The organism is Gilliamella sp. G0441, from assembly GCF_050589305.1.
Classification (GTDB): domain Bacteria; phylum Pseudomonadota; class Gammaproteobacteria; order Enterobacterales; family Orbaceae; genus Gilliamella.
In genome coordinates, this window is record NZ_JBNRJF010000009.1 from 1 (window position 1) to 22,955 (window position 22,955).

Annotated in this window: 20 protein-coding genes; 4 read left to right on the forward strand and 16 right to left on the reverse strand. The window is 36.3% G+C overall.

The window, feature by feature from the left end:
- Positions 1–389: 389 nt before the first annotated feature.
- Positions 390–1,214 (reverse strand): glutamate racemase, encoded by an 825-nt coding sequence (gene murI, locus ACKJXD_RS08480; RefSeq protein WP_430876059.1) that lies wholly within the window; start codon positions 1,212–1,214, stop codon positions 390–392.
- Between the two features lie 209 nt (positions 1,215–1,423).
- Here murI and metK point away from each other — a divergent pair, with 209 nt between their 5' ends.
- Genes metK through ACKJXD_RS08500 form a run of 4 tightly spaced genes read left to right on the forward strand, consistent with a single transcriptional unit; the run spans position 1,424 to position 4,530 of the window.
- Positions 1,424–2,575: a methionine adenosyltransferase gene (gene metK / locus ACKJXD_RS08485; protein ID WP_220215965.1), complete on the forward strand. Its 1,152-nt coding sequence runs from the start codon at positions 1,424–1,426 to the stop codon at positions 2,573–2,575.
- Positions 2,559–3,068 (forward strand): SprT family zinc-dependent metalloprotease, encoded by a 510-nt coding sequence (locus ACKJXD_RS08490; protein WP_430876060.1) that lies wholly within the window; start codon positions 2,559–2,561, stop codon positions 3,066–3,068. Before metK ends, ACKJXD_RS08490 begins: the two co-directional genes overlap by 17 nt.
- Before the next feature lie 8 nt (positions 3,069–3,076).
- On the forward strand, positions 3,077–3,694 hold the full coding sequence (locus ACKJXD_RS08495) for a hypothetical protein (RefSeq protein ID WP_430876061.1): 618 nt from the start codon (positions 3,077–3,079) through the stop codon (positions 3,692–3,694).
- Positions 3,688–4,530, forward strand: a complete 843-nt coding sequence (locus ACKJXD_RS08500) for a 23S rRNA (adenine(2030)-N(6))-methyltransferase RlmJ (RefSeq protein ID WP_220215968.1) — start codon at positions 3,688–3,690, stop codon at positions 4,528–4,530. The genes ACKJXD_RS08495 and ACKJXD_RS08500 overlap by 7 nt, the downstream gene beginning before the upstream one ends.
- 69 nt (positions 4,531–4,599) lie before the next feature.
- Here the strand turns inward: ACKJXD_RS08500 and ACKJXD_RS08505 are convergent, their stop codons facing one another.
- From ACKJXD_RS08505 to rpoC, 15 genes are all read right to left on the reverse strand, one after another.
- Entirely contained in the window at positions 4,600–4,968 is a 369-nt protein-coding gene (locus tag ACKJXD_RS08505; protein WP_430876062.1) for a diacylglycerol kinase, read from the reverse strand.
- A gap of 21 nt (positions 4,969–4,989) precedes the next feature.
- Positions 4,990–5,949: an acetyl-CoA carboxylase carboxyl transferase subunit alpha gene (gene accA / locus ACKJXD_RS08510; protein ID WP_220215970.1), complete on the reverse strand. Its 960-nt coding sequence runs from the start codon at positions 5,947–5,949 to the stop codon at positions 4,990–4,992.
- A gap of 241 nt (positions 5,950–6,190) precedes the next feature.
- Positions 6,191–9,667, reverse strand: a complete 3,477-nt coding sequence (dnaE, locus tag ACKJXD_RS08515) for a DNA polymerase III subunit alpha (protein ID WP_430876063.1) — start codon at positions 9,665–9,667, stop codon at positions 6,191–6,193.
- Between the two features lie 165 nt (positions 9,668–9,832).
- Positions 9,833–11,077, reverse strand: coding sequence for a beta-ketoacyl-ACP synthase II (gene fabF, locus ACKJXD_RS08520; RefSeq protein WP_255556769.1), 1,245 nt, complete (start codon positions 11,075–11,077; stop codon positions 9,833–9,835).
- Between the two features lie 161 nt (positions 11,078–11,238).
- Positions 11,239–11,472 (reverse strand): acyl carrier protein, encoded by a 234-nt coding sequence (acpP, locus tag ACKJXD_RS08525; protein WP_220215972.1) that lies wholly within the window; start codon positions 11,470–11,472, stop codon positions 11,239–11,241.
- 150 nt (positions 11,473–11,622) lie between these two features.
- Entirely contained in the window at positions 11,623–12,357 is a 735-nt protein-coding gene (fabG, locus tag ACKJXD_RS08530; RefSeq protein WP_220215973.1) for a 3-oxoacyl-ACP reductase FabG, read from the reverse strand.
- Between the two features lie 19 nt (positions 12,358–12,376).
- A complete protein-coding gene (gene fabD / locus ACKJXD_RS08535; protein WP_430876064.1) occupies positions 12,377–13,312 on the reverse strand; it encodes an ACP S-malonyltransferase in 936 nt (311 codons plus the stop codon).
- 35 nt (positions 13,313–13,347) lie between these two features.
- The gene (locus tag ACKJXD_RS08540) at positions 13,348–14,301 is read right to left on the reverse strand and encodes a beta-ketoacyl-ACP synthase III (protein ID WP_430876065.1); all 954 of its coding nucleotides are present in this window, start codon (positions 14,299–14,301) and stop codon (positions 13,348–13,350) included.
- Between the two features lie 4 nt (positions 14,302–14,305).
- Positions 14,306–15,352, reverse strand: a complete 1,047-nt coding sequence (gene plsX / locus ACKJXD_RS08545; RefSeq protein ID WP_430876066.1) for a phosphate acyltransferase PlsX — start codon at positions 15,350–15,352, stop codon at positions 14,306–14,308.
- 33 nt (positions 15,353–15,385) lie between these two features.
- On the reverse strand, positions 15,386–15,553 hold the full coding sequence (rpmF, locus tag ACKJXD_RS08550; RefSeq protein WP_025316508.1) for a 50S ribosomal protein L32: 168 nt from the start codon (positions 15,551–15,553) through the stop codon (positions 15,386–15,388).
- Between the two features lie 4 nt (positions 15,554–15,557).
- Positions 15,558–16,067, reverse strand: coding sequence for a 23S rRNA accumulation protein YceD (gene yceD / locus ACKJXD_RS08555; RefSeq protein WP_411605524.1), 510 nt, complete (start codon positions 16,065–16,067; stop codon positions 15,558–15,560).
- A 257-nt stretch (positions 16,068–16,324) separates the two neighbouring features.
- Entirely contained in the window at positions 16,325–17,242 is a 918-nt protein-coding gene (locus ACKJXD_RS08560) for a TPM domain-containing protein (RefSeq protein WP_430876067.1), read from the reverse strand.
- Between the two features lie 8 nt (positions 17,243–17,250).
- Positions 17,251–17,847, reverse strand: a complete 597-nt coding sequence (locus tag ACKJXD_RS08565; RefSeq protein ID WP_220215979.1) for a LemA family protein — start codon at positions 17,845–17,847, stop codon at positions 17,251–17,253.
- A 450-nt stretch (positions 17,848–18,297) separates the two neighbouring features.
- Entirely contained in the window at positions 18,298–18,612 is a 315-nt protein-coding gene (locus ACKJXD_RS08570; protein ID WP_065559744.1) for an antibiotic biosynthesis monooxygenase family protein, read from the reverse strand.
- A gap of 79 nt (positions 18,613–18,691) precedes the next feature.
- Positions 18,692–22,909 carry a DNA-directed RNA polymerase subunit beta' gene (gene rpoC, locus ACKJXD_RS08575; RefSeq protein ID WP_294825694.1) on the reverse strand — a complete coding sequence of 1,406 codons (4,218 nt, stop codon included), beginning with the start codon at positions 22,907–22,909 and terminating at the stop codon, positions 18,692–18,694.
- Positions 22,910–22,955: the final 46 nt, after the last annotated feature.

Sequence of the window (22,955 nt, forward strand, 5' to 3'; positions counted from 1 at the left end):
TGATCAAACTCTTCAATTTAAAGTTTGATGCTCAATAACTGTTTCTGACATATTCAAATGAATCTTCAGTGTCACTTATCAAGACTTAATTTTTTGAGTCCGTAGACTTTTAATTTTTCGTCTCGCAAGTGCCCACACAGATTGTCTGTTTCTTCTTTTTAAAGAGCTGACAGTATTTTTTTCGCTTTCGCTTTTACTGTCTCAAGGGCTGCGTATACTACGCTACACCTTTTTATTCGTCAAGATCTTTTTTCAAAATTTTTGATCCTGCTCACTAACCTCTTGTTCCGCCTGCTTTCGCTGACGCCGTGTCAGTGGATGCGCATTATAGGCACTTCATTTTTTTTTACAAGCGAAAAAAAACGATCTTTACACCGTTCGAGCAAGCTTTAAGCACATAAAATATTAATGGATTGATATTTATTAAGATTATATTTGACTAAATTATCAGCTAATTTTTCAACATGTTTATTATAGTTAGTACTTATTACAATATTCTCATTAGATTGAGTGTTTATCGTATCTAAATCAAATTGTTCGTTTAGTAAATTATAAACTCTCGCAGCAATAGCATTTCCTGAATCAATAAAAGTGGTATTAGGAAAAAGTATTTCTAACTCTTCTTTAATAAATGGATAATGCGTACAACCTAATACAATGGTGTCGGGTATAACAGGGCCAGAAAGCCACGGAGCGAGTAATGTCTGTAATTGATTTATATCTACGCCGATACCTTGTAATTTATTTTCTGCAATTATTGCAAGTTCAGATAATCCAAGTAGTTTAACTGTACAGTCAGTTGCAAATTCTTGAATTAGATTTGTAGTGTAGGCGCGTTCAATGGTTGCCTTCGTTGCCAAAAGGCCAATACATTTGTTTTGGGTAATTTGGCAAGCTGGTTTAATCGCAGGAACAACGCCAACAATAGGAAAAGAAAATTTTGATCTTAAGCTTGGTAAACAAATAGTACTTGCAGTATTGCATGCAATCACAGCTATATCTATTAAATAATTGTTTGAAATATGTTCTATAATAGAGTTGACTCTATCAATAAGAAATTCGGACGACTTATCGCCGTAGGGAAACATTTCATTATCAAATGCATAAATATAATGTAGATTCGGCATCTGCTTATAAATTTCATTATATACCGATAATCCACCAATACCGGAATCAAACACTAGCACTGTAGGTGTTGTATTTTTTATTTTCATATTTTTTATGATGTTTAGCTAACAGATAAATAAAAACGAGGACTATCGTAAATTGATTAAAAATTAATGCAAGTAAATTTACTAGCTAATAGTGTCATTGCTATATTGGAAAGATTTTTTAACTAGACGTCTAGATGGTAAAACTGCTAAAATAAATTTTATTTTGAGTTTATATATTATTCGTACGAATGAATTTAAGAAGGTATTAAATGTCAGAATTTCTATTCACTTCTGAATCTGTTTCAGAAGGTCATCCAGATAAAATTGCCGATCAAATCTCGGATGCGGTACTTGATGCTATTTTAAAGCAAGATCCGAAAGCTCGTGTTGCATGTGAAACCTATGTAAAAACAGGTATGGCATTAGTTGGTGGCGAGATTACAACTTCAGCATGGGTAGATATAGAAGAATTAACCCGAAAAACAATTAGTGATATTGGATATACCAGTTCAGAAATGGGATTTGATGCTAATTCTTGTGCTGTTTTAAATGCAATTGGAAAACAATCGCCCGATATTAACCAAGGTGTTGATCGTGAGGATCCTTTAGAGCAAGGTGCAGGTGATCAGGGAATAATGTTTGGTTATGCAACTAATGAAATGCCAAACTTTATGCCAGCTGCAATCAGTTATGCTCATGATCTTATGCATCGACAAGCTGAAGTTAGAAAAAAAGGAATACTTCCATGGTTAAGACCTGATGCCAAAAGTCAAGTAACATTAATTTATGAAAATGGCATAATTAAAGGTGTTGATACAATTGTTTTATCCACCCAACACGCAGAAGATATTGAACAAAATGCATTACATGAAGCGGTAATGGAAGAGATCATCAAACCAACCTTACCAGCTGAGTGGTTAACTTCCAGAACTAAATATTTCATCAATCCAACTGGGCGCTTTGTTATTGGCGGACCTATGGGGGATTGTGGGTTAACTGGACGTAAAATAATTGTGGATACTTATGGTGGAGCCGCTCGTCATGGTGGTGGTGCTTTTTCTGGTAAAGATCCTTCAAAAGTGGACCGTTCAGCTGCTTATGCCGCACGTTATGTTGCAAAAAATATTGTTGCTGCAGGATTAGCTGATAGATGTGAATTACAACTATCTTATGCAATTGGTATTGCAAATCCAACTTCAATTTATGTTAATACATTTGGCACGGAAAAAATTGCGCATGATAAAATTGTTGCATTAATTAAGGAATTTTTTGATTTAAGACCTTATGGACTGATTAAAATGTTGAATTTAATTCAACCAATTTACCAAAAAACAGCAAGTTATGGTCACTTTGGACGAGATATTTTCCCTTGGGAACAAACAGATAAAGCGGCTCTATTACGAGATGCAGCCGGACTTTAAACGTATCCCCATAAATTTGCATAACCAAGTAATAGCTTGCCTAAGAAAACACTTAGCGCAAGCTAATCAATTGCTAAATACTCAATTTTCAGAACCTAAAATAATCTACAAACCTAAAGGAAGTGTAGCTGGAAGTGCTTTTCTAATGCGTTGGGAAATCCAATTGAATTCAACAATGCTTGCCGACAATGGACAAGTATTTATAGAAGAAGTTTTGCCCCATGAGCTAGCGCATCTGATTGTTTTTAAGAAATTTGGCAAAGTAAAACCCCATGGGAAAGAATGGCAACATGTTATGTCAAATGTATTGGGTAAAAGACCAAAAACCACTCACAATTTTGAGGTAAAACGTGAATATTATTTATATTTTTGTGAGTGCCAAGAACATCATCTATCAAAAATAAGGCACAATAAAATTCAATATAATAAAATTAGTTATTTGTGTCGCAAATGCGGTACTATACTCAAACTTAAAATGTTATTTTCAGAATAAGACACTATATGTGCAAACTCGATTTTCATTTTTATAAAAGCTCAATATTTATTATTATTCTTGGCATTTTTTTCTACATTATTGGTAATTATTACATACCTTTATACAACGGATTAGCAGTCACCTTGATAGAACACATTCAATCACTATTTTTATTATCAATGTGTTTATATACTTGGCATTATGCTAAACGAGTCACTAGCACCCCCGATATTCATATGTTTTGGATTTGGACTATATTTTGGTGGTTTATGCTTTTTGGGCGTGGCATTAGTTGGGGACGTGATTTTTTTCCAGGAGTTCCTCGATTTTATTACAAAATTATTGCAACTATTATTATTGCGATGCCTTTACTTACTCTATTTTTGCCAACAATTCGTCGTGAAATCGCTCGTCGTTATAAATTTGAAAAAATCCCTTTTTGGCATATATTTTTAGCTTTTCTTTTCTTAGGAATAGCAGATATAGCCGAACATTACCGAATAGGTCATCAATTTTTAGTCATTTATAAAGAGCGAAAAGATCTTATTGAAGAATTGATGGAGGTACCATGCTTATTGTGTTTAGCATTAACAACATTTTATATGCAGAATAATGAACAAAAGAGGTTAAATTTGTCATGTTAAGTTATCGTCATAGCTATCATGCCGGCAATCACGCCGATGTTTTAAAACATATTGTATTAACACTATGCATTGAATCATTGAAAGAAAAGGAAAAGCCCTTTATATATTTAGATACTCACAGTGGTGCAGGACGATATCTATTAAAAAGTGAACATGCTGAAAAAACGGGAGAATATTTATCTGGGATTAATTTATTATGGCAACAACCAGATCTTCCAGAACAAATTAATACTTATCTATCAATTCTTAAGCGCTACAATCCATTTGATACTTTAAAGTATTATCCTGGTTCACCTCTCATTGCTAAACAACTACTTCGGGAACAAGACAAACTTAATCTTACAGAATTACATCCAACCGATTATCCTTTGTTAAGGCAGGAATTTAATAAGGATAAACGCGCAAGAGTATTACGTGAAGATGGCTTTGCACAATTAAAATCAAAGTTACCTCCCGATTCACGCCGAGGACTAATATTAATTGATCCTTCATATGAGATCAAAGATGATTATCAAAAAATACCAACGGCAATATATGAAGCTTACAAACGATTTGCAACTGGTATTTATCTCATCTGGTATCCTGTTGTATCTCGAACACAAACACAAAAAATGATTGATGGAATTGTGAATTTAGGTATTAAACGAATTTCACAATTTGAGCTTGCATTAAAACCTGATAACAATCAAAAAGGAATGACGGCATCTGGCATGATTGTAATTAATCCCCCCTGGAAGCTACACGAGCAAATGCAATCAATTATGCCATGGTTAAAAGAGACGTTGGATATAGAAAAAACAGGGAACTTCACCATTAAAGAGCTAGTATCGGAATAAAAAACTGAACTAAATGCGAGTATTTAACTCGCATTTTTATCATTCAATTATTAATGATTTAGAAGTAGTTTAGGGAAAAAAGTGGCAGGAAAATAAGTAAATCCATAAAATTACCGTCAATAATAACGATAAAAATACGGCCGCAGATCCATAATCCTTAGCTCGACCAGATAACTCATGTCTTTCACTACCGATTCTATCTACCACACATTCAATAGCACTGTTAATAAGCTCAACAATCATCACAACACCAATTGAACCCAATAATAAAATACGTTCATATATAGTAAAATCAATTAACATGACCACGATATAAGCCACAATCAGCGACAATAATTCTTGACGAAATGCGGTTTCATATTTTATCGCTGATTTAAACCCTTTAAAAGAGTATTTTGTTGCATTAATTAAACGTTTTAAACCTGTCTTTTTTTCCATAATAATAATATTCCAATATGATTATCTAGCATAACCATAGTTCATTAGGCGTTGAAATCTTCTTTCAAGTAAAACGGATAAATCCATTGCTTCAAGTTCATCAAGATCATTTATCAACTGTTTTTTTAGAGAAGCTGATACAGCTACATAATCACGATGAGCACTACCAAGAGGTTCAGGTACAACTGAATCGATTAAATTCAATTTTAACAATTTATCTGCGGTCATATTCATTGCTTCAGCAGCAACAGGAGCTTTGTCTGCACTTTTCCATAATATGGAAGCACACCCTTCAGGAGAAATAACCGAATAAGTACTGTACTGCAACATATTCACTTTATCAGCAACACCAATCGCAAGCGCTCCACCAGAACCGCCTTCACCAATAACAGTACAAATAGTAGGTACTTTAAGACGAGACATTTCGCGTAAATTTCTAGCTATCGCTTCAGCTTGTCCCCGTTCTTCAGCACCAATACCCGGGTATGCTCCTGGTGTATCAATAAAAGTAATAATGGGTAACTTAAAACGCTCAGCTAATTGCATCAAACGTAATGCTTTTCGATAACCTTCAGGCGCAGGCATACCAAAGTTACGATATATTTTTTGTTTTGTTTCACGACCTTTTTGATGACCAATAACCATTACTGGTCGATCATCAATACGAGCAATACCACCAACAATTGCTTTATCGTCAGCATAAGCACGATCACCAGCTAGCTCATCAAAATCGGTAAAAATTTCTTTGATATAATCTAACGTGTAAGGTCTATTTGGATGTCTGGCTAATTGAGCAATTTCCCAAGGGGATAAATTTGCAAATATTTTTTTTGTCAGTTCACGACTTTTTTTATTTAATTGTTTGATCTCTTTATCTAAATTGATATCTAATTCAACTTGTTGTGAATCAATATTCTTTAAGGAATTAATTTTTGCTTCTAATTCCGCTATCGGCTTTTCAAATTCCAAAAAATTGTTCATAACGCTTATGATTGCCTCTTAATTTATTTTGTATTTCTTATAAATACATTACGTAATATAGTATAAAGACTAATTCTTAAAATAAAATTAAGTCAATTTTACTATGTAATACTAATTAAAGTCATCTACATTTATAAGCTATCGACAGCATCATTAATAATAAACAACTTATTTTTATCTTTAAATGTAGATTTATATCTTTGCTTTATTTCTTAGAAAAAAGAATTTTTTTATAATTTTCCTAAAATTCAAATTCAATACGATCATTACCTAGCAAGGTTTTAAGCTCTACAATTAGGGCATCCTCTGGAATAACTCGCCAAGTCGTACCAAATTGTATTCTTACTATAGAATCATCCCTATGATAGTAAAGATTTACAGGTACACTTCCATGCCGATAGGGTTCAAATAGTTGTTGTAAACGCTGCAACATAGCTCTATCAGCTTCACTGTCCGTTAATGTCACGGCCAAACCTTTAACATACTTCGCCCGAGCATCCTTTAAGTCGACCATATCACGTACCGTCATTTTGAATCCACCATTAAAATCATCATGGCTGACTTGACCGGTAACAATTAAAATTTTATCTTTAACCAATAGATGCTCAAATTTTTCCAGTGCATCAGTAAAAAGCATACCGTCAATACGACCTGAGCGGTCATCCAAGGTAAATAAACCGATTTTATTCCCTTTCTTGGTAATGCGAACCCTTGCATCAACAACAATACCGGCAAAAGTAACCATTTTTCCCCAACCCGTTGGAGAAGCTTCACTGATCCGTAAACCTCCAGCATAACGATTTAACTCTTTCAAGTATTGTGTAACTGGATGCCCAGTTAAATAAAGTCCTAAAGTATCACGTTCACCATCAAGTAAAACTTGCTCTGGCAATTCTGGAACAGCAGCATAAGCATGTTCAACTTGTTCTGGCTCTTCAGCTAAAACCCCAAACATATCTTCTTGACCAATATCTTGTGCTTTAGCATATTGATCCGCTGCTTGCATAGCATCGTTAATACTATTTAAAATCGCTGCTCGATGGGGTCCTAATTTGTCAAAAGCGCCTGCCATGGTGAGTTTTTCCAAAACACGACGGTTAATTTTTTTCATATCGGTTCGGGCACATAATTCAAAAATATTTTTGAAATATCCACCACTATTACGCGCTTCAACTATTGCCTCAATCGGACCTTCACCCACACCTTTTATTGCACCAATACCGTAAACAATTTCACCTTTATCATTCACATGAAAATGATACAAGCCACTGTTAATATCGGGCGGATTAATTTTGAGTCCCATGCGTAGACATTCATCGACCAGACCAACGATTTTATCTGTATTGTCCATATCAGCCGTCATAACTGCTGCCATAAACTCTGCCGGATAGTGTGTTTTTAGCCAGAGAGTTTGATAAGAAACAAGTGCATAAGCTGCCGAATGCGATTTGTTAAAACCATAACCTGCGAATTTTTCAACTAAATCAAAAATTCGCATAGCCAGTTCACCATCAACGCCTTGCTTTTCAGCGCCTTCTTTAAATACAGAACGTTGCTTAGCCATTTCTTCTGGCTTTTTCTTACCCATAGCTCGACGTAATAAATCCGCACCACCTAAGGTATAACCAGATAACGTTTGTGCTATTTGCATGACCTGTTCTTGATAGAGAATAATACCATAGGTAGGTTCTAATATAGGTTTTAAAGATTCGTGCTGATGATTAATATCGGGGTAAGACACCTCTTCACGACCATGTTTACGATCGATAAAATTATCCACCATGCCCGATTGTAAAGGTCCAGGTCGGAATAATGCGACTAATGCAATCATGTCTTCAAAGCAGTCAGGCTTTAAACGTCTGATGAGATCTTTCATACCACGCGATTCAAGCTGGAAAACCGCGGTTGTTTCAGCATTTAACAGTAAATCAAACGATTTCTGATCATCAAGCGGAATGCGTGTAATATCAACCGTTTCTAAACCTTCTCTAGCTTGACGCTCATTAATCATTTTGATTGCCCAATCGATAATGGTTAATGTGCGTAAACCTAAAAAGTCGAATTTGACTAGTCCAGCATATTCGACATCATTTTTATCAAATTGTGTAACAGGATGATGACCTTCAGAATCACAATAGATCGGCGAGAAATCAGTAATTTTAGTTGGTGAAATCACGACCCCACCAGCATGTTTACCTGCGTTTCGTGTCACCCCCTCTAATTGTCTGGCAATATCAATTAACGATTTGACATCTTCATTATTATCATAAATTTCTTGCAATTGAGGTTCGAGTTCAAACGCTTTTGCTAGGGTCATTCCGGGGTCAAGAGGTATGAGCTTTGCGATACGGTCAACAAATCCGTAAGGGTGCCCAAGCACTCGCCCCACATCGCGAATAACGGCTTTAGCAGCCATTGTACCAAATGTAATAATTTGTGAAACCGCATCTCGACCGTACATGTCAGCAACATGATCAATCACTAAATCACGTTTTTCCATACAGAAATCAACATCAAAATCTGGCATTGATACCCGTTCAGGATTTAAAAAACGTTCAAAAAGTAAATCAAAGGCTAACGGATCTAAATCCGTTATTTTAAGTGCATAAGCAACAAGAGAACCAGCCCCTGAACCACGACCCGGACCGACAGGAATATCATTATCTTTAGACCACTGAATAAATTCCATAACGATCAGGAAATAGCCAGGAAACCCCATTTGGTTGATTACGTTTAATTCGGTTTCTAAACGTTCATCATATTCTGGTCGTTTTTGTTGTCTAACGTTAGGATCAGGAAATAAAAGTTCTAATCTTTCTTCCAAACCTTCACGTGATTTGTGAACTAAAAAATCTTCTGTAGACATATTCCCTGTTGGGAACTTAGGTAAAAAATACTCCCCTAATCGAATCGACACATTACAACGTTTGGCTATTTCAACACTATTTTCTAATGCTTCTGGAATGTCAGAAAACAGTTCGCACATTTCTTGTTCTGAACGTAAATATTGTTCAGCTGAGTAGTGTTTTGGTCTATTAGGATCTTCAAGGGTGTTACCATCGTGAATGGCAACACGAATTTCGTGAGCTTCAAAATCAGAAGGAACTAAAAATCTTACATCATTAGTTGCCACAACAGGTAATGTATATTGTTCAGCAAGTTTAACTGCACTATGAATAAAAAGCTCTTCATTAGCACGCTTTGTGCGTACTAATTCAAAATAAAAATGGTCTTTAAAGTTTTCACAATAAAATTGGACAGCACTGTCAATTATTGCTTGATTATTACGGATAACACCAATACCTACGTCACTTTCACGACCAGCTAGAACAATCAATCCTGATCGGTACTCTGTTAACCATTCTTGATCAACAACCGGAATATCACCGATGTAACCTCTTTCATAAGCTTTGGAAATCAATAAGGTAAGATTTTTATATCCATCATTATTGGCTGCTAGTAAAGTTAAGCGAAAAATATCATCTGGCATTTGTTGATTTTTTATAGCAAGATCAGCGCCAATTATAGGCTTAATACCTTTTGACATTGCTGTACCATAAAATTTTACTAGCCCACAAAGATTAGTGAAATCCGTAATTGCAAAGGCTGGCATCTGTAACTTGCTCACTTCATTTACTAATGTACCAACTTTAGCAATTCCATCGATCATTGAGAAATCGCTATGTAAATGGAGATGAATAAATTGAGGTTCTGCCATAATTTCCAGTAATGATATTGCTTTAAAATTTATTTCAGATTATAACACATGCTATATAAATATTCTTATTCTCTTTATCGATAAGATTTAACACATCTAAAATAATTTTCAGGAAGGCTTTCGTCGATAATAAAAATTACCGACGAATAATTTCAGAATAAGAAATTAGATTTTTTTGAATAACACTGAACCATTAGTTCCACCGAAACCAAACGAGTTACACAGTGCATACTCTAAATTCTTAACTTGACGAGCTGTATGAGGTACATAATCGAGATCACATCCGTCATCAGGATTATCTAAATTAATAGTTGGCGGTACAGCTTGATCACGCAATGCTAGTACAGTAAAGATTGATTCAACAGCACCAGCTGCACCCAGTAAATGACCAATCATTGATTTTGTTGAACTGACCATTACTTTGCTTGAATTTTCTTTAAAAACGCTTTTCACTGCTTGAGTTTCAGCTTTATCACCAGCAGGAGTTGATGTACCATGCGCATTGATATAACCAACTTGTTCAGGTGTAATACCAGCATCACGGATTGCACATTTCATCGCTAAGGCCGCACCACTGCCATCTTCTGGAGGTGAAGTCATATGATAAGCATCGCCACTCATTCCAAAACCGACAACTTCTGCGTAAATTTTTGCACCACGTTTTTTAGCATGTTCATACTCTTCTAAGAACATGATTCCTGCGCCATCACCAAGTACAAAACCATCACGATCTTTATCCCAAGGTCGACTTGCAGCTTTAGGATTTTCATTATTAGTTGATAATGCACGTGCCGCACCAAATCCGCCAATACCAAGTGGTGTACTTGCTTTTTCGCCGCCACCGGCAAGCATACCATCTGCATCACCATAAGCAATCATTCTTGCTGCATGCCCGATATTATGGACACCAGAAGAACAAGCGGTAGCTATAGTAATACTTGGGCCTTTTAATCCATAAATGATAGATAAATGACCAGCAATCATATTTACAATAGTAGATGGGACAAAAAATGGGCTAATTTTACGTGGCCCGCCATTAATTAGCGCGCTATGGTTTTCCTCAATTAATCCAAGACCACCAATACCTGAACCAATAGCACAACCAATACGTTCTGAATTTTCTTCCGTAATTTCGATGCCAGCATCTTGCATTGCTTGAATACCAGCGGCTATGCCATATTGGATAAAATAATCCATTTTACGTGCATCTTTACGTGAAATATTATAATCTTCGCCATTAAAGTTTTTAACCATCGCGGCGAAGCGCGTTGCAAAAGGGGCTGTATCAAAGTGTTCGATGAGTTCAACACCACTTTGACCGGCTAATAAAGCTTGCCAAGTGGATTCAACTGTATTACCAACTGGAGATATCATGCCCATTCCAGTAACAACAACTCTGCGTTTAGACACATTGTCCTCCAGAAAAGGATTGAGATGAAATTTGAATCAATGATAATTTTACATTGAGTTTTCTAAAAATGAATACCAAGCCGATTATGTTTCAACAAGTTAAAAACATAAATACGAACTAGGCGATCAGTTGACCGCCTATCACGAAAACTCAGCTAAAATTATTGATTTGCAGTAATATAATCAATTGCTGATTGAACAGTTGTGATTTTTTCAGCTTCTTCGTCAGGAATCGCTGTATCGAATTCTTCTTCTAAAGCCATAACAAGTTCAACTGTATCAAGAGAGTCAGCGCCAAGATCTTCTACAAAAGAAGATTCGTTTCTTACTTCGTCTTCTTTTACACCAAGTTGCTCAACAATAATACTTTTAACTCGCTCTTCAATAGTGCTCATACTCTTTTTTTTCCTATAAAAATCGCCGAAAGTGGCGGTGAATGTAAGTTTATAAAATGTTGAAAAAGATGCAAACCATTTTTCAACCCAATTGTTTAATTTTTGTTCGAATCGTCAAAATATTAACTTATTTTACACTATTCAAATCAATTACACCATATACATGCCACCATTGACATGCAAAGTTTCGCCTGTAATGTAAGATGCTTCATCAGATGCCAAAAATGCAACAGCATTAGCAATTTCAACAGGTTCACCTAAACGCCCCGCAGGGACTTGTGCTAATGTTAAAGCTTTCTGTTCCTCGGTAAGTGCTTCTGTCATATCAGTTGCAATAAATCCTGGTGCTACAACATTTACTGTAATTCCTCGAGACGCAACTTCACGAGCTAACGATTTACTAAAACCAATCAAACCTGCTTTTGCTGCAGCATAATTCGCTTGACCGGCGTTACCCATCGTTCCCACAACAGAACCAATAGTAATAATTCTACCATAACGTTTTTTCATCATTGTTCGCATCAAAGCTTTTGATAGACGAAAAACCGAAGTTAAGTTGGTATTTAAAATATCTTGCCACTCATCTTCTTTCATTCTCATTAATAGATTATCACGAGTAATACCTGCATTATTAACTAAAATATCGATATCACCAAATTCTGTTTTAATTGCGCCAATAACCGATTCAATCGATGATTCATCTGTCACATTCAAAGCATAACCTTTACCGTGTGAGCCTAAATATTGGCTTATTGCTTCAGCACCTTTTTCTGTTGTTGCTGTACCAATAACTGTTGCACCACATGCAACTAATTTTTCTGCAATTGCTTTACCTATTCCGCGACTTGCACCTGTAACTAAAGCAATTTTTCCTGATAGGTTCATAACTACCTCTTTTAAATTTTTATTTAGTATTTTCTAATGCAACATCCAAAGAAGCTTTATCATTGACTGCACAAGCAGATAATGAATCAACAATACGTTTAGTCAATCCTGTTAATACTTTACCTGGTCCCATTTCAACTAAAAGTGTTATACCTTGTTTTGCCATTTCTTCAACTGTTTCAGTCCATCGAACAGGACTATAAAGCTGAGCAATAAGTGCTGCTTTAATTTGATCTGCAGATGATTCAACTTTAACATCAACATTATTAATTACCGCAAATTTTGGCGTATTAAAAGTAATGTTTTCTAATGCTATTGCTAATTTATCTGCCGCTGGTTTCATTAATGCACAATGAGAAGGAACACTGACAGCAAGAGGTAATGCGCGTTTCGCACCCGCTTCTTTACACAAAGCACCAGCACGTTCAACCGCTTCTTTATTACCAGCAATAACAACTTGACCCGGTGAATTGAAATTAACGGGTGCAACAACTTGGCCTTGAGCGGCTTGTTCACATGCTTTACGAATTGACTCATTATCGAGCCCGATGATTGCATACATGGCACCTGTACCTGTTGGTACAGCTTCTTGCATTAGTTGTCCACGTAATTCAACTAATTTGATAGCGTCTTTAAAATCAATAACACCTGCACAAACTAATGCCGAATATTCACCTAAACTATGACCTGCCATAAATTCTGGTTGTGCACCATTTACACTCTGCCATACCCGATAAATTGCTTCAGATGCAGCAAGTAACGCAGGTTGTGTTTGCCAAGTTTTATTTAATTCTTCTACTGGACCGTCTTGTACTAGTGTCCATAAGTCATAGCCTAATACCTGTGAAGCTTCATCAAAAGTTGATTTCACAATTGGATAATTATCAGCAAGATCTTTTAGCATACCTACCGCTTGTGAACCTTGTCCTGGAAATACCATTGCAAATTTGGTCATTTTAAAATCCTTGATCACTTAAAATAATTGATTAGTTAAAATCTAACGAGCGCAGAGCCCCATACAAAACCGCCACCAAATGCCTCTAATAGAATTAATTGGCCACGTTTAATGCGTCCATCTCGGACACCAGCATCTAATGCACAAGGTACCGATGCAGCTGAAGTATTTCCTTGTTTATCCAACGTTACAATGACTTTACTCATATCCATATCTAAACGTTTAGCTGTCGCAGAAATAATTCTTAAATTTGCTTGATGAGGCACCAACCAATCTAAATCGGCTTTATTAAAAGCATTTTCAGTTAAAAGCTCATCAACTAAATTTGAGAGTTCTTTAACTGCTATTTTAAACACTTCATTACCATGCATCGTCATATAGACAGGATCATTCATATTACGGCGATCGACATAGGGATATTTTAATAGATCGCCATAACGTCCGTCAGCATGTAGATGTGAAGCAATAATGCCGGGCTCTTCTGAAGCTCCGACAACAACAGCACCTGCTCCATCACCAAAAATAATTACAGTCCCACGGTCAGCCGGATCAACACCACGTGTTAACATGTCGGATCCAACCACTAAAGCATATTTGATTGCACCACTTTTTACATATTTATCCGCAATATCTAATGCATAAACAAATCCTGAGCATGCTGCTGATACATCAAAGGCAATCACATCGCCTATCTCAAGTTTAGCTTGTAGTTCAGTTGCAGAACTTGGAAAAGCATTAATTGAAGTAGCTGTTGCAACAATAATTAAACCAATATCATTTTTATCGATACCAGCCATGTCAATAGCATTAATTGCCGCTTCATAAGCCATTGTTGTTACTGTTTCATCAGGAGCGGCAATACGTCTTTCTTTGATACCAGTGCGAGTTGTAATCCATTCGTCACTAGTATCAACCATTTTTTCAAGATCTGCGTTGGTTCGAATCTGTTTTGGAAGATAACTTCCTGTTCCTAATATCTTTGTATACATCTAATTATTCGCTCTTAGGTAGTGCGGAAGAAAGACTAGTTGCAATCTTCTCTGGTATATTTGTTTGGATAGCCAAAATAGCTTGTTCTATTGCTGCAAAAAAAGATTTTTGATTGGCACTACCGTGACTTTTGATCACAATACTTTGAAGTCCAAGTAAACAGGCTCCATTATATCGCCCAGGATCCAAATAACAAAAATTTTTTGCAATCTTTCTTTGTACCCATTTGCTCAGTAATTTCATTAAAAAAGAATTATGATTCAAAGATAACTTAAACGAAGACATAAAGATTTTGATTAAGCCTTCGACCGTTTTTAGTGTTACATTACCTACGAACCCATCACAGACTAATACATCGGTTTTACCAGTTAAAAGATCATTGCCTTCTAAATAACCGATATAATTAATTTGATCATTCGATTTTAATACAGCCGCAGCTGCACGAATTTTATCTAATCCTTTAATATCCTCTTCACCAATGTTAAGTAATGCAACTCGTGGAGTTTCGATCTTAAGTACAGTCTTAGCAAGAATCTCACCCATTATCGCAAATTGTACTAACATATCGCTATCACATTCAGCATTAGCCCCGAGATCCAAAACAACTGTATCTTGATTATTTAAGGCTGGTATAGTCGCAACCAAAGCGGGACGGTCAATACCGGTTAGAGAATGTAATAAAAGTTTAGATAACCCCATCAAAGCCCCTGTATTACCTGCACTAACACATGCTTGAGCAGAGTTTTCTTTGACAAGTTCCAATGCAATTCTCATTGAAGAGCCTTGACTATGGCGAATTGCGTAAGATGGCTTCATGTCATTCGTAATCACAGTGGTTGATTCTATCAATATCAATCGACTATCGTTTTGATACTGTGCAATAAGTTTGGTATTTTCTTTAGACAAAAAGGAGCTTATTTCTGTTAGATTACCTACCAGAAAGATAGAAAGATTTGGATAACGATTTAGTGCTTGTATTGCAGCAGGAACAACAATACGAGGACCGAAGTCCCCGCTCATAGCATCTAACGCGATGGTTAGATTATCCAAAATGTCACCTGAGGATTTCTAAATTCGCAGTAATTATTTCGAAATCACTTTACGACCACGATAATAACCATCAGCGGTTACGTGATGACGTAAATGTGTTTTACCTGATTCATCAACTGAGATATTAGCAACAGTTAATGCATCATGTGAACGACGCATACCACGTTTTGCACGAGTTTTACGATTCTGTTGAACAGCCATGGATTTACCCCTTATTCTTTAAACTAACTAAAATTGCAAATGGATTTGGCTTTTCATTCTCTTTTGGAATATCACCAAATACCATATCTGCCTCTGACACTTCGCAGTGTTTACTATCATGTACCGGCGCAATTGGTAACGAGAGAATAATTTCGTCCTCAAGTAACGCTAATATATCCACTTCACCGAACTCGTTCATCAGAACAGGTTCATAATGTTCCGGTAGTGTCTCTGCTTGAGCATCGCTCTTTACAGGACTAAATTTATTCATCACATGAATTTCAGTGATAAAAGGTTTAAAACAACGTTGGCAAATCAGTTCCAACGTTATCTTCGCATCAATGTTGATAACACAGAGTTTTTGCTCATCATAATCAAAGGATAAGCGGCACTCGATATCACTTTTTGGACTTTCAACCCTTGTTGCACTTTTTGCTGGATAATATCCAACATAATCAAGTCGTTTCTGTGCAGCTTTAATAGGGTCGATCGTTAATGGCAATTTATTTTGCATAAAATATGCGCATCTACCTTAAAAAATTATTTAGTATAGTTAAAAACTACACGATGCCGTAAGGCGCGCATATTACCTTTAAATCAAGGTTTCGTCAATGGGATCGTATAAGATAATTTGTTTTAGTCGTTGATTATTGGCTTGATATTTTTATTACTCCATTATTTCAATAATATAAAAAACATCAAATTTGAGATTTTTATTTAATAATTATAAGCCAATTTTAGACAAACAAATTAAAACGATTTCTAATCAATTTACCAGCTACCAGAAGCGCCACCACCACCACTACGACCACCTCCGCCACCGCTAAATCCTCCTGAGCCGCCTCCAAACCCTCCACCGCCAAAACCTCCTCCCCGGAATCCGCCGCCACCTGAACCACTGCTACCATTTATTCGTAAAAATCCACTCGCAATCGTACTCATGACAAACGCCAAGAATAATAAGATAAAAGCAATGGATATAGAATGACCACTCCATAAGGTAAACCCACCTACTGATAATCCATTAAGTAGCCCTGTACCCAAATTTCGACTGGCAGAGCGTTTAGACGATCCTAGCGGAATAATACTATTGATAACAAAGCAAATGAAAAAAGAGACCAAACCATAATTAAATAATTTAGCACCAAATTCACCAGCAAGAAGCGTACCAATATCGGATTCATTGCTATTTTCATTACCTAGGGGTTCTGAGTTATCTATTTTTTGTTTCAAGACAGATATAGCATTTTTGATACCTTGATAATAGTTATTTTGTTTGAATTCCGGTGTTAATTGTTCACGTATAATATGGCTAGCAATTAAATCGGTTATGGTTCCCTCTAACCCATAACCAACTTCAATATGCATACGTCTATCGTCTTTAGCGATTAATAATAAAATACCATTATCTTGTCCTTTTTTTCCTATTCCCCATTGAGCAAAAACTCGAGTTGCACATTGTTCAATGGTTTCATCTTCAAGCTTTGCAATCATTAAAATGATAATTTGTGCACCGTCAGTTCTTGGTTTTTCAAATTCAATTAGGCTTGATTCTAAATCATCAATTTGTGATGGTGTCAGTGTATTTGTCGTATCAATCACCCGCCGAGTAAATTGTGGAATTTCAGTCAGCCCAAAACAAAACCAACTGAATATTAACAATAAGCTAACTGGAAAGTATCTCTTCATTATATTCACTACCCAAAATTAACTGCAGGTGCATTAGAAATCTGTTTTTCATTTTCAACACTAAACTGTTGTTTTGGTTTCACACCTAAAACATCTGCTACCCATTTTGTGGGTAATTGACGGATATAAATATTGAAATTTTGCACTGCTTCAATGTAGCGTCCTCGAGCAACAGCAATACGGTTCTCAGTACCTTCAAGTTGGCTCATTAAATCTTGATATAATGTATTAGCTTTAAGCTCTGGATAATTTTCACTAACTGCTATCAAACGACTTAATGCAGAACTCAACTCAGATTGTGCTTGTTGAAATTTAGAAAATAAAGCAGGATCGGTAAGTTGATCTGCATTTAATTGTATTGAACCAACTTTGGCTCGGGCGTCAGTGACTTGTGTAAACACCTCTTTCTCGTGTGTCGCGTATCCTTTAACAGTATTAACCAAATTAGGGACTAAATCTGCTCGACGTTTATACTGGTTAATAACTTCTGACCATGAAGCTGCCACTTTTTCATCTTGAGTTTGAATACTATTGTAGTTTTTAAAAAAAATGAATCCGGCAACAATAAGTAACGCAATAATGAGTAACACAAGTTTTGATTTCATCGTAAACCCCTTATAAAATTGTCTAATTAATAGGTAATTTAGAAAAACACAACTAATTGAAACCATTAACAATTAAACTAAGGACATCAAAATATAGATCAATATTTGAAATGAGCACTGAATATCATTAATATATAAACATGAATTAAATCAGAACCAAAAAAGAACACTATAAGTAATAAAGAAAAGATAGTCAGGAAAAAAGTAATTCAATGTGGATTAGCTTAATTTTTCATTAGTTTTGTATTTTTTTAGAATAAATATACGCTAATCACACCAACATTTTTATAATAGTTAGATTGTATTATAGCTATTTTTATAAACTTTGCGAAGTATAATCATAACTTATTATTAAATTCCATTATGTCACTATTGGATTATTGCTCACATAACCTTAATGAATTAATGATGAATCGGAATATTAGATTTTTGCTTGTTTCATCAAATTTATTATTTTAGTAAAACATCAAAACACTCTAATTGTGCCGGTTCAAAATAGATATCACTATTATTCGGTCGATTATTCGTATTACGATGAGTATGTTTGAAGTGATCTGAATTTACCCAAGCTTCAAAATCAGCCTTTGATTCCCACTCGGCAAATGAAGAAAATAAAGTATAATCCTGTTCAGTTTTTCCTTGTAGAAAGTAAAAGCGATTAAATCCTTTCATCTCTTTCAAATGACTATCACGATTACGCCATATGTCAATAAAAGTCTCTTCACTACCTCGTTTTATTTTAAAACGGTTCATAACAATATACATATAAAACTCCTTTCATTTCATTTGAGATAAAAAAATAGCACGTGCGATCACGTGCTATTTTAATAACTCGTCCTACTGACTATTGGTTTTCTTCTGCAGAATTAAGTAACTCAGCTAAGTTAGCTGTTGCTTCTTCAGCAGAAATTGTTGTTTGAATATCATCACTTGATGGTACTGCACGTTTACGTAAACGCTCTTTATGGTAAGCATAACCAGTACCAGCCGGAATCAATCGACCAACAATGACGTTTTCTTTTAAGCCACGTAATTCGTCGTTTTTACCAGCAACTGCTGCTTCGGTTAATACGCGAGTCGTTTCTTGGAACGATGCCGCAGAAATAAACGATTCAGTTGTTAATGATGCTTTAGTAATACCAAGTAGATCGTGTAAATAAACAATTGGTTCTTTACCTTGTGCTTCAAGTTCACGATTAATAATCTTCAAGCGTGAAACTTCAAGTTGTTCACCGTCAAGTAGACGAGAACCACCCGGATGAATAACCGTTGCTTTACGCAGCATCTGACGAACGATAACTTCAATGTGCTTATCATTGATTTTTACACCTTGCAGGCGATAAACTTCTTGAACTTCGTTAACAATGTAACGTGTTACCGCATTTACGCCACGTAGACGTAAGATATCATGTGCTGATTCAGGCCCATCGGAAATCACATCACCACGTCCAACTTGTTCACCTTCAAATACGTTAAGTTGACGCCATTTAGGAATCATCTCTTCATATGGTTCACTGCCATCTAATGGCGTGATGATCAAGCGACGTTTACCTTTGGTCTCTTTACCAAACGAAATAATACCATCAATTTCAGCAAGAATAGCTGATTCTTTCGGTTTACGAGCTTCAAATAAGTCAGCTACGCGTGGTAAACCACCGGTAATATCTTTAGTCCCTACAGAGGCTTGTGGAATACGTGCAAGTGTATCACCCACATTGATTTCTGCACCATCTTCTAATTGAACTAATGCTTTACCTGGTAAGAAGTATTGTGCAAGCATTTCAGTACCTGCAACATAGATATCTTTACCTTTAGCATCAACAATCTTGATTGCTGGACGTAAATCTTTACCTACACCTGTTCGCTCAGCGACATCTAAAATAACAATCGATGATAAACCTGTTAATTCGTCGGTTTGACGGGTAATAGTTTGACCATCAACCATATCAACAAATTTAACAAAGCCTTTCGCTTCAGAGATAACTGGCATTGTATGCGGATCCCAGTTAGCAACTGTTTCACCAGCATCGACTGCTGCACCATTACCTTTTGTTAAAATCGAACCATAAGGAACTTTGTAAGTCTCTTTCATTCGACCTAAATCATCGATAATCGTTAACTCAGCATTACGTGATGTAATAACCAATTTCTTGTCTGGGTTAGTCACAAATTTAGCATTAGTTAATTTAATACTACCTTTGTTTTTAACTTGAACACTTGATTCTGCTGCCGCTCTTGATGCCGCACCACCGATATGGAACGTACGCATGGTTAACTGTGTACCTGGCTCACCGATTGATTGAGCTGCGATAACACCGATTGCTTCACCTTTATTCACTAAGTGACCACGTGCTAAGTCACGACCATAACATTTCGCACAAACACCAAAATCAGTATCACACGAAACAACAGAACGAACTTTAACACTATCAACCGATTCAGCTTCTAGTAAATCACAATAGCTTTCATCAAGTAATGTGTTACGTGGAATCAATATATCGGCACTGCCTGGTTTTAACACATCTTCAGCCGTTACACGACCTAATACACGTTCACGAAGTGGCTCTTTAACATCTCCACCTTCGATAACCGGTGTCATCACTACGCCTTCTAATGTGCCACAATCGTCTTCAATAACAACTAAATCTTGTGCAACATCAACTAAACGACGAGTCAAATAACCAGAGTTCGCTGTTTTTAACGCTGTATCAGCAAGACCTTTACGAGCACCATGGGTAGAAATAAAGTACTGAAGTACGTTTAATCCTTCACGGAAGTTTGCCGTAATTGGTGTTTCGATAATAGAACCATCTGGTTTTGCCATCAAACCACGCATACCTGCTAACTGACGAATCTGTGCCGCAGAACCCCGCGCACCTGAGTCGGCCATCATATAAATACTATTGAAAGAAGATTGTACTTCTTCTTTACCTTCACGATTAATCACTTTTTCAGTTGATAAGTTATCCATCATGGCTTTTGCAACACGTTCATTGGCTGCTGCCCAGATATCGATAACTTTATTATAACGTTCACCTGCTGTGACTAAACCTGATTGGAATTGCTCTTGAATTTCAGCAACTTCAATTTCAGCTTCGTTGATGATTTGTAATTTCTTAGCCGGAATTTCCATATCATCAATACCAACTGAAACACCAGAACGTGCAGCATAAGCAAAACCGGTATACATCACTTGGTCAGCCAAAATAACGGTTTCTTTCATACCTAGTTGACGATAGCAAATATTCAAAATACGTGAAATTGCTTTTTTGCCAAGTGGTTGGTTAATCACTGAGTAACTCATCCCTTTTGGCATAATCAACCATAAAATAGCACGCCCAACAGTAGTATCAATAACTGACGTTGTTTCTTCCCACTCACCAACACTATTACGTTGGCTTTCAGTAATACGCACTTTAACTTTAGCATGTAGCTCAACAAGACCTAAACGATACAGTTTTTCTGCTTCTTTAGGACCGGTTAAAATCATGCCTTCACCTTTCGCATTGACTTTATCACGAGTCATATAGTAAAGACCTAATACCACGTCCTGTGAAGGAACAATAATAGGCTCACCACTCGCAGGCGAAAGAATGTTGTTGGTTGACATCATTAACGCACGCGCTTCTAATTGCGCTTCTAAGGTTAATGGTACGTGAACCGCCATTTGGTCACCATCGAAGTCAGCATTGAATGCCGCACAAACTAATGGATGTAACTGAATCGCTTTACCTTCAATTAAGATAGGTTCAAATGCTTGAATACCTAATCTGTGAAGTGTTGGTGCACGGTTTAGTAATACTGGATGTTCACGGATAACTTCATCTAAGATATCCCAAACAATCGCATCTTCACGTTCAACCATTTTCTTCGCAGCTTTGATGGTTGTTGCATAGCCACGACGCTCTAATTTACCGTAGATAAATGGTTTGAAAAGCTCAAGTGCCATTTTTTTCGGTAAACCACATTGGTGTAAACGCAAGTATGGTCCCACTGTAATTACAGAACGACCTGAGTAGTCAACACGTTTACCTAATAAGTTTTGACGGAAACGACCTTGCTTACCTTTAATCATATCGGCAAGTGATTTTAATGGACGTTTGTTTGAACCGGTAATAGCACGACCACGGCGACCATTATCTAATAATGCGTCGACAGATTCTTGTAACATACGTTTTTCATTACGTACAATAATATCTGGCGCAGCTAAGTCTAATAAACGTTTTAAACGGTTATTACGGTTGATCACTCGACGATAAAGATCATTCAAATCTGATGTTGCAAAACGTCCGCCATCAAGTGGTACTAATGGACGTAAATCTGGTGGCAACACAGGCAATACGTTTAAGATCATCCATTCAGGTTTATTTTCTGATTGAATGAATGCTTCAATAATCTTAATGCGTTTAGTGATTTTCTTCCGTTTTGTTTCAGAGTTTGTTGTTGAAAGTTCGTCACGTAGTGCTTCACATTCCGCTTGTACATCAATATTACGCAACAACTCTTGGATAGCTTCGGCACCCATGCGAGCATCAAATTCATCACCAAACTCTTCTAACGCATCTAAATATTGCTCTTCTGTTAAGATTTGACCACGCTCTAAGTTGGTCATACCACCATCAAGAACCATAAATGATTCAAAATAAAGAACACGTTCGATATCACGAAGTGGCATATCTAACAATAAACCAATACGAGATGGTAATGATTTTAAAAACCAGATGTGTGCAGTTGGCGATGCAAGTTCAATATGCCCCATACGTTCACGACGTACTTTCGCTTGTGTTACTTCAACGCCACATTTTTCACAGATCACACCACGGTGTTTTAAACGTTTATATTTTCCACATAAACATTCATAGTCTTTAACTGGTCCAAAAATACGCGCACAAAACAATCCATCACGCTCTGGTTTGAACGTTCGATAGTTGATTGTTTCAGGTTTTTTAACTTCACCAAAAGACCATGAGCGAATCATATCAGGAGAGGCAAGACCTATCTTGATAGCATCAAAATCTTCTGTTTTTGTCTGTGCTTTTAGAAACTTTAGTAAGTCTTTCACAATTGGCTCCTATGGAGTTAAACCAATTAGATAACTTATTATCGCT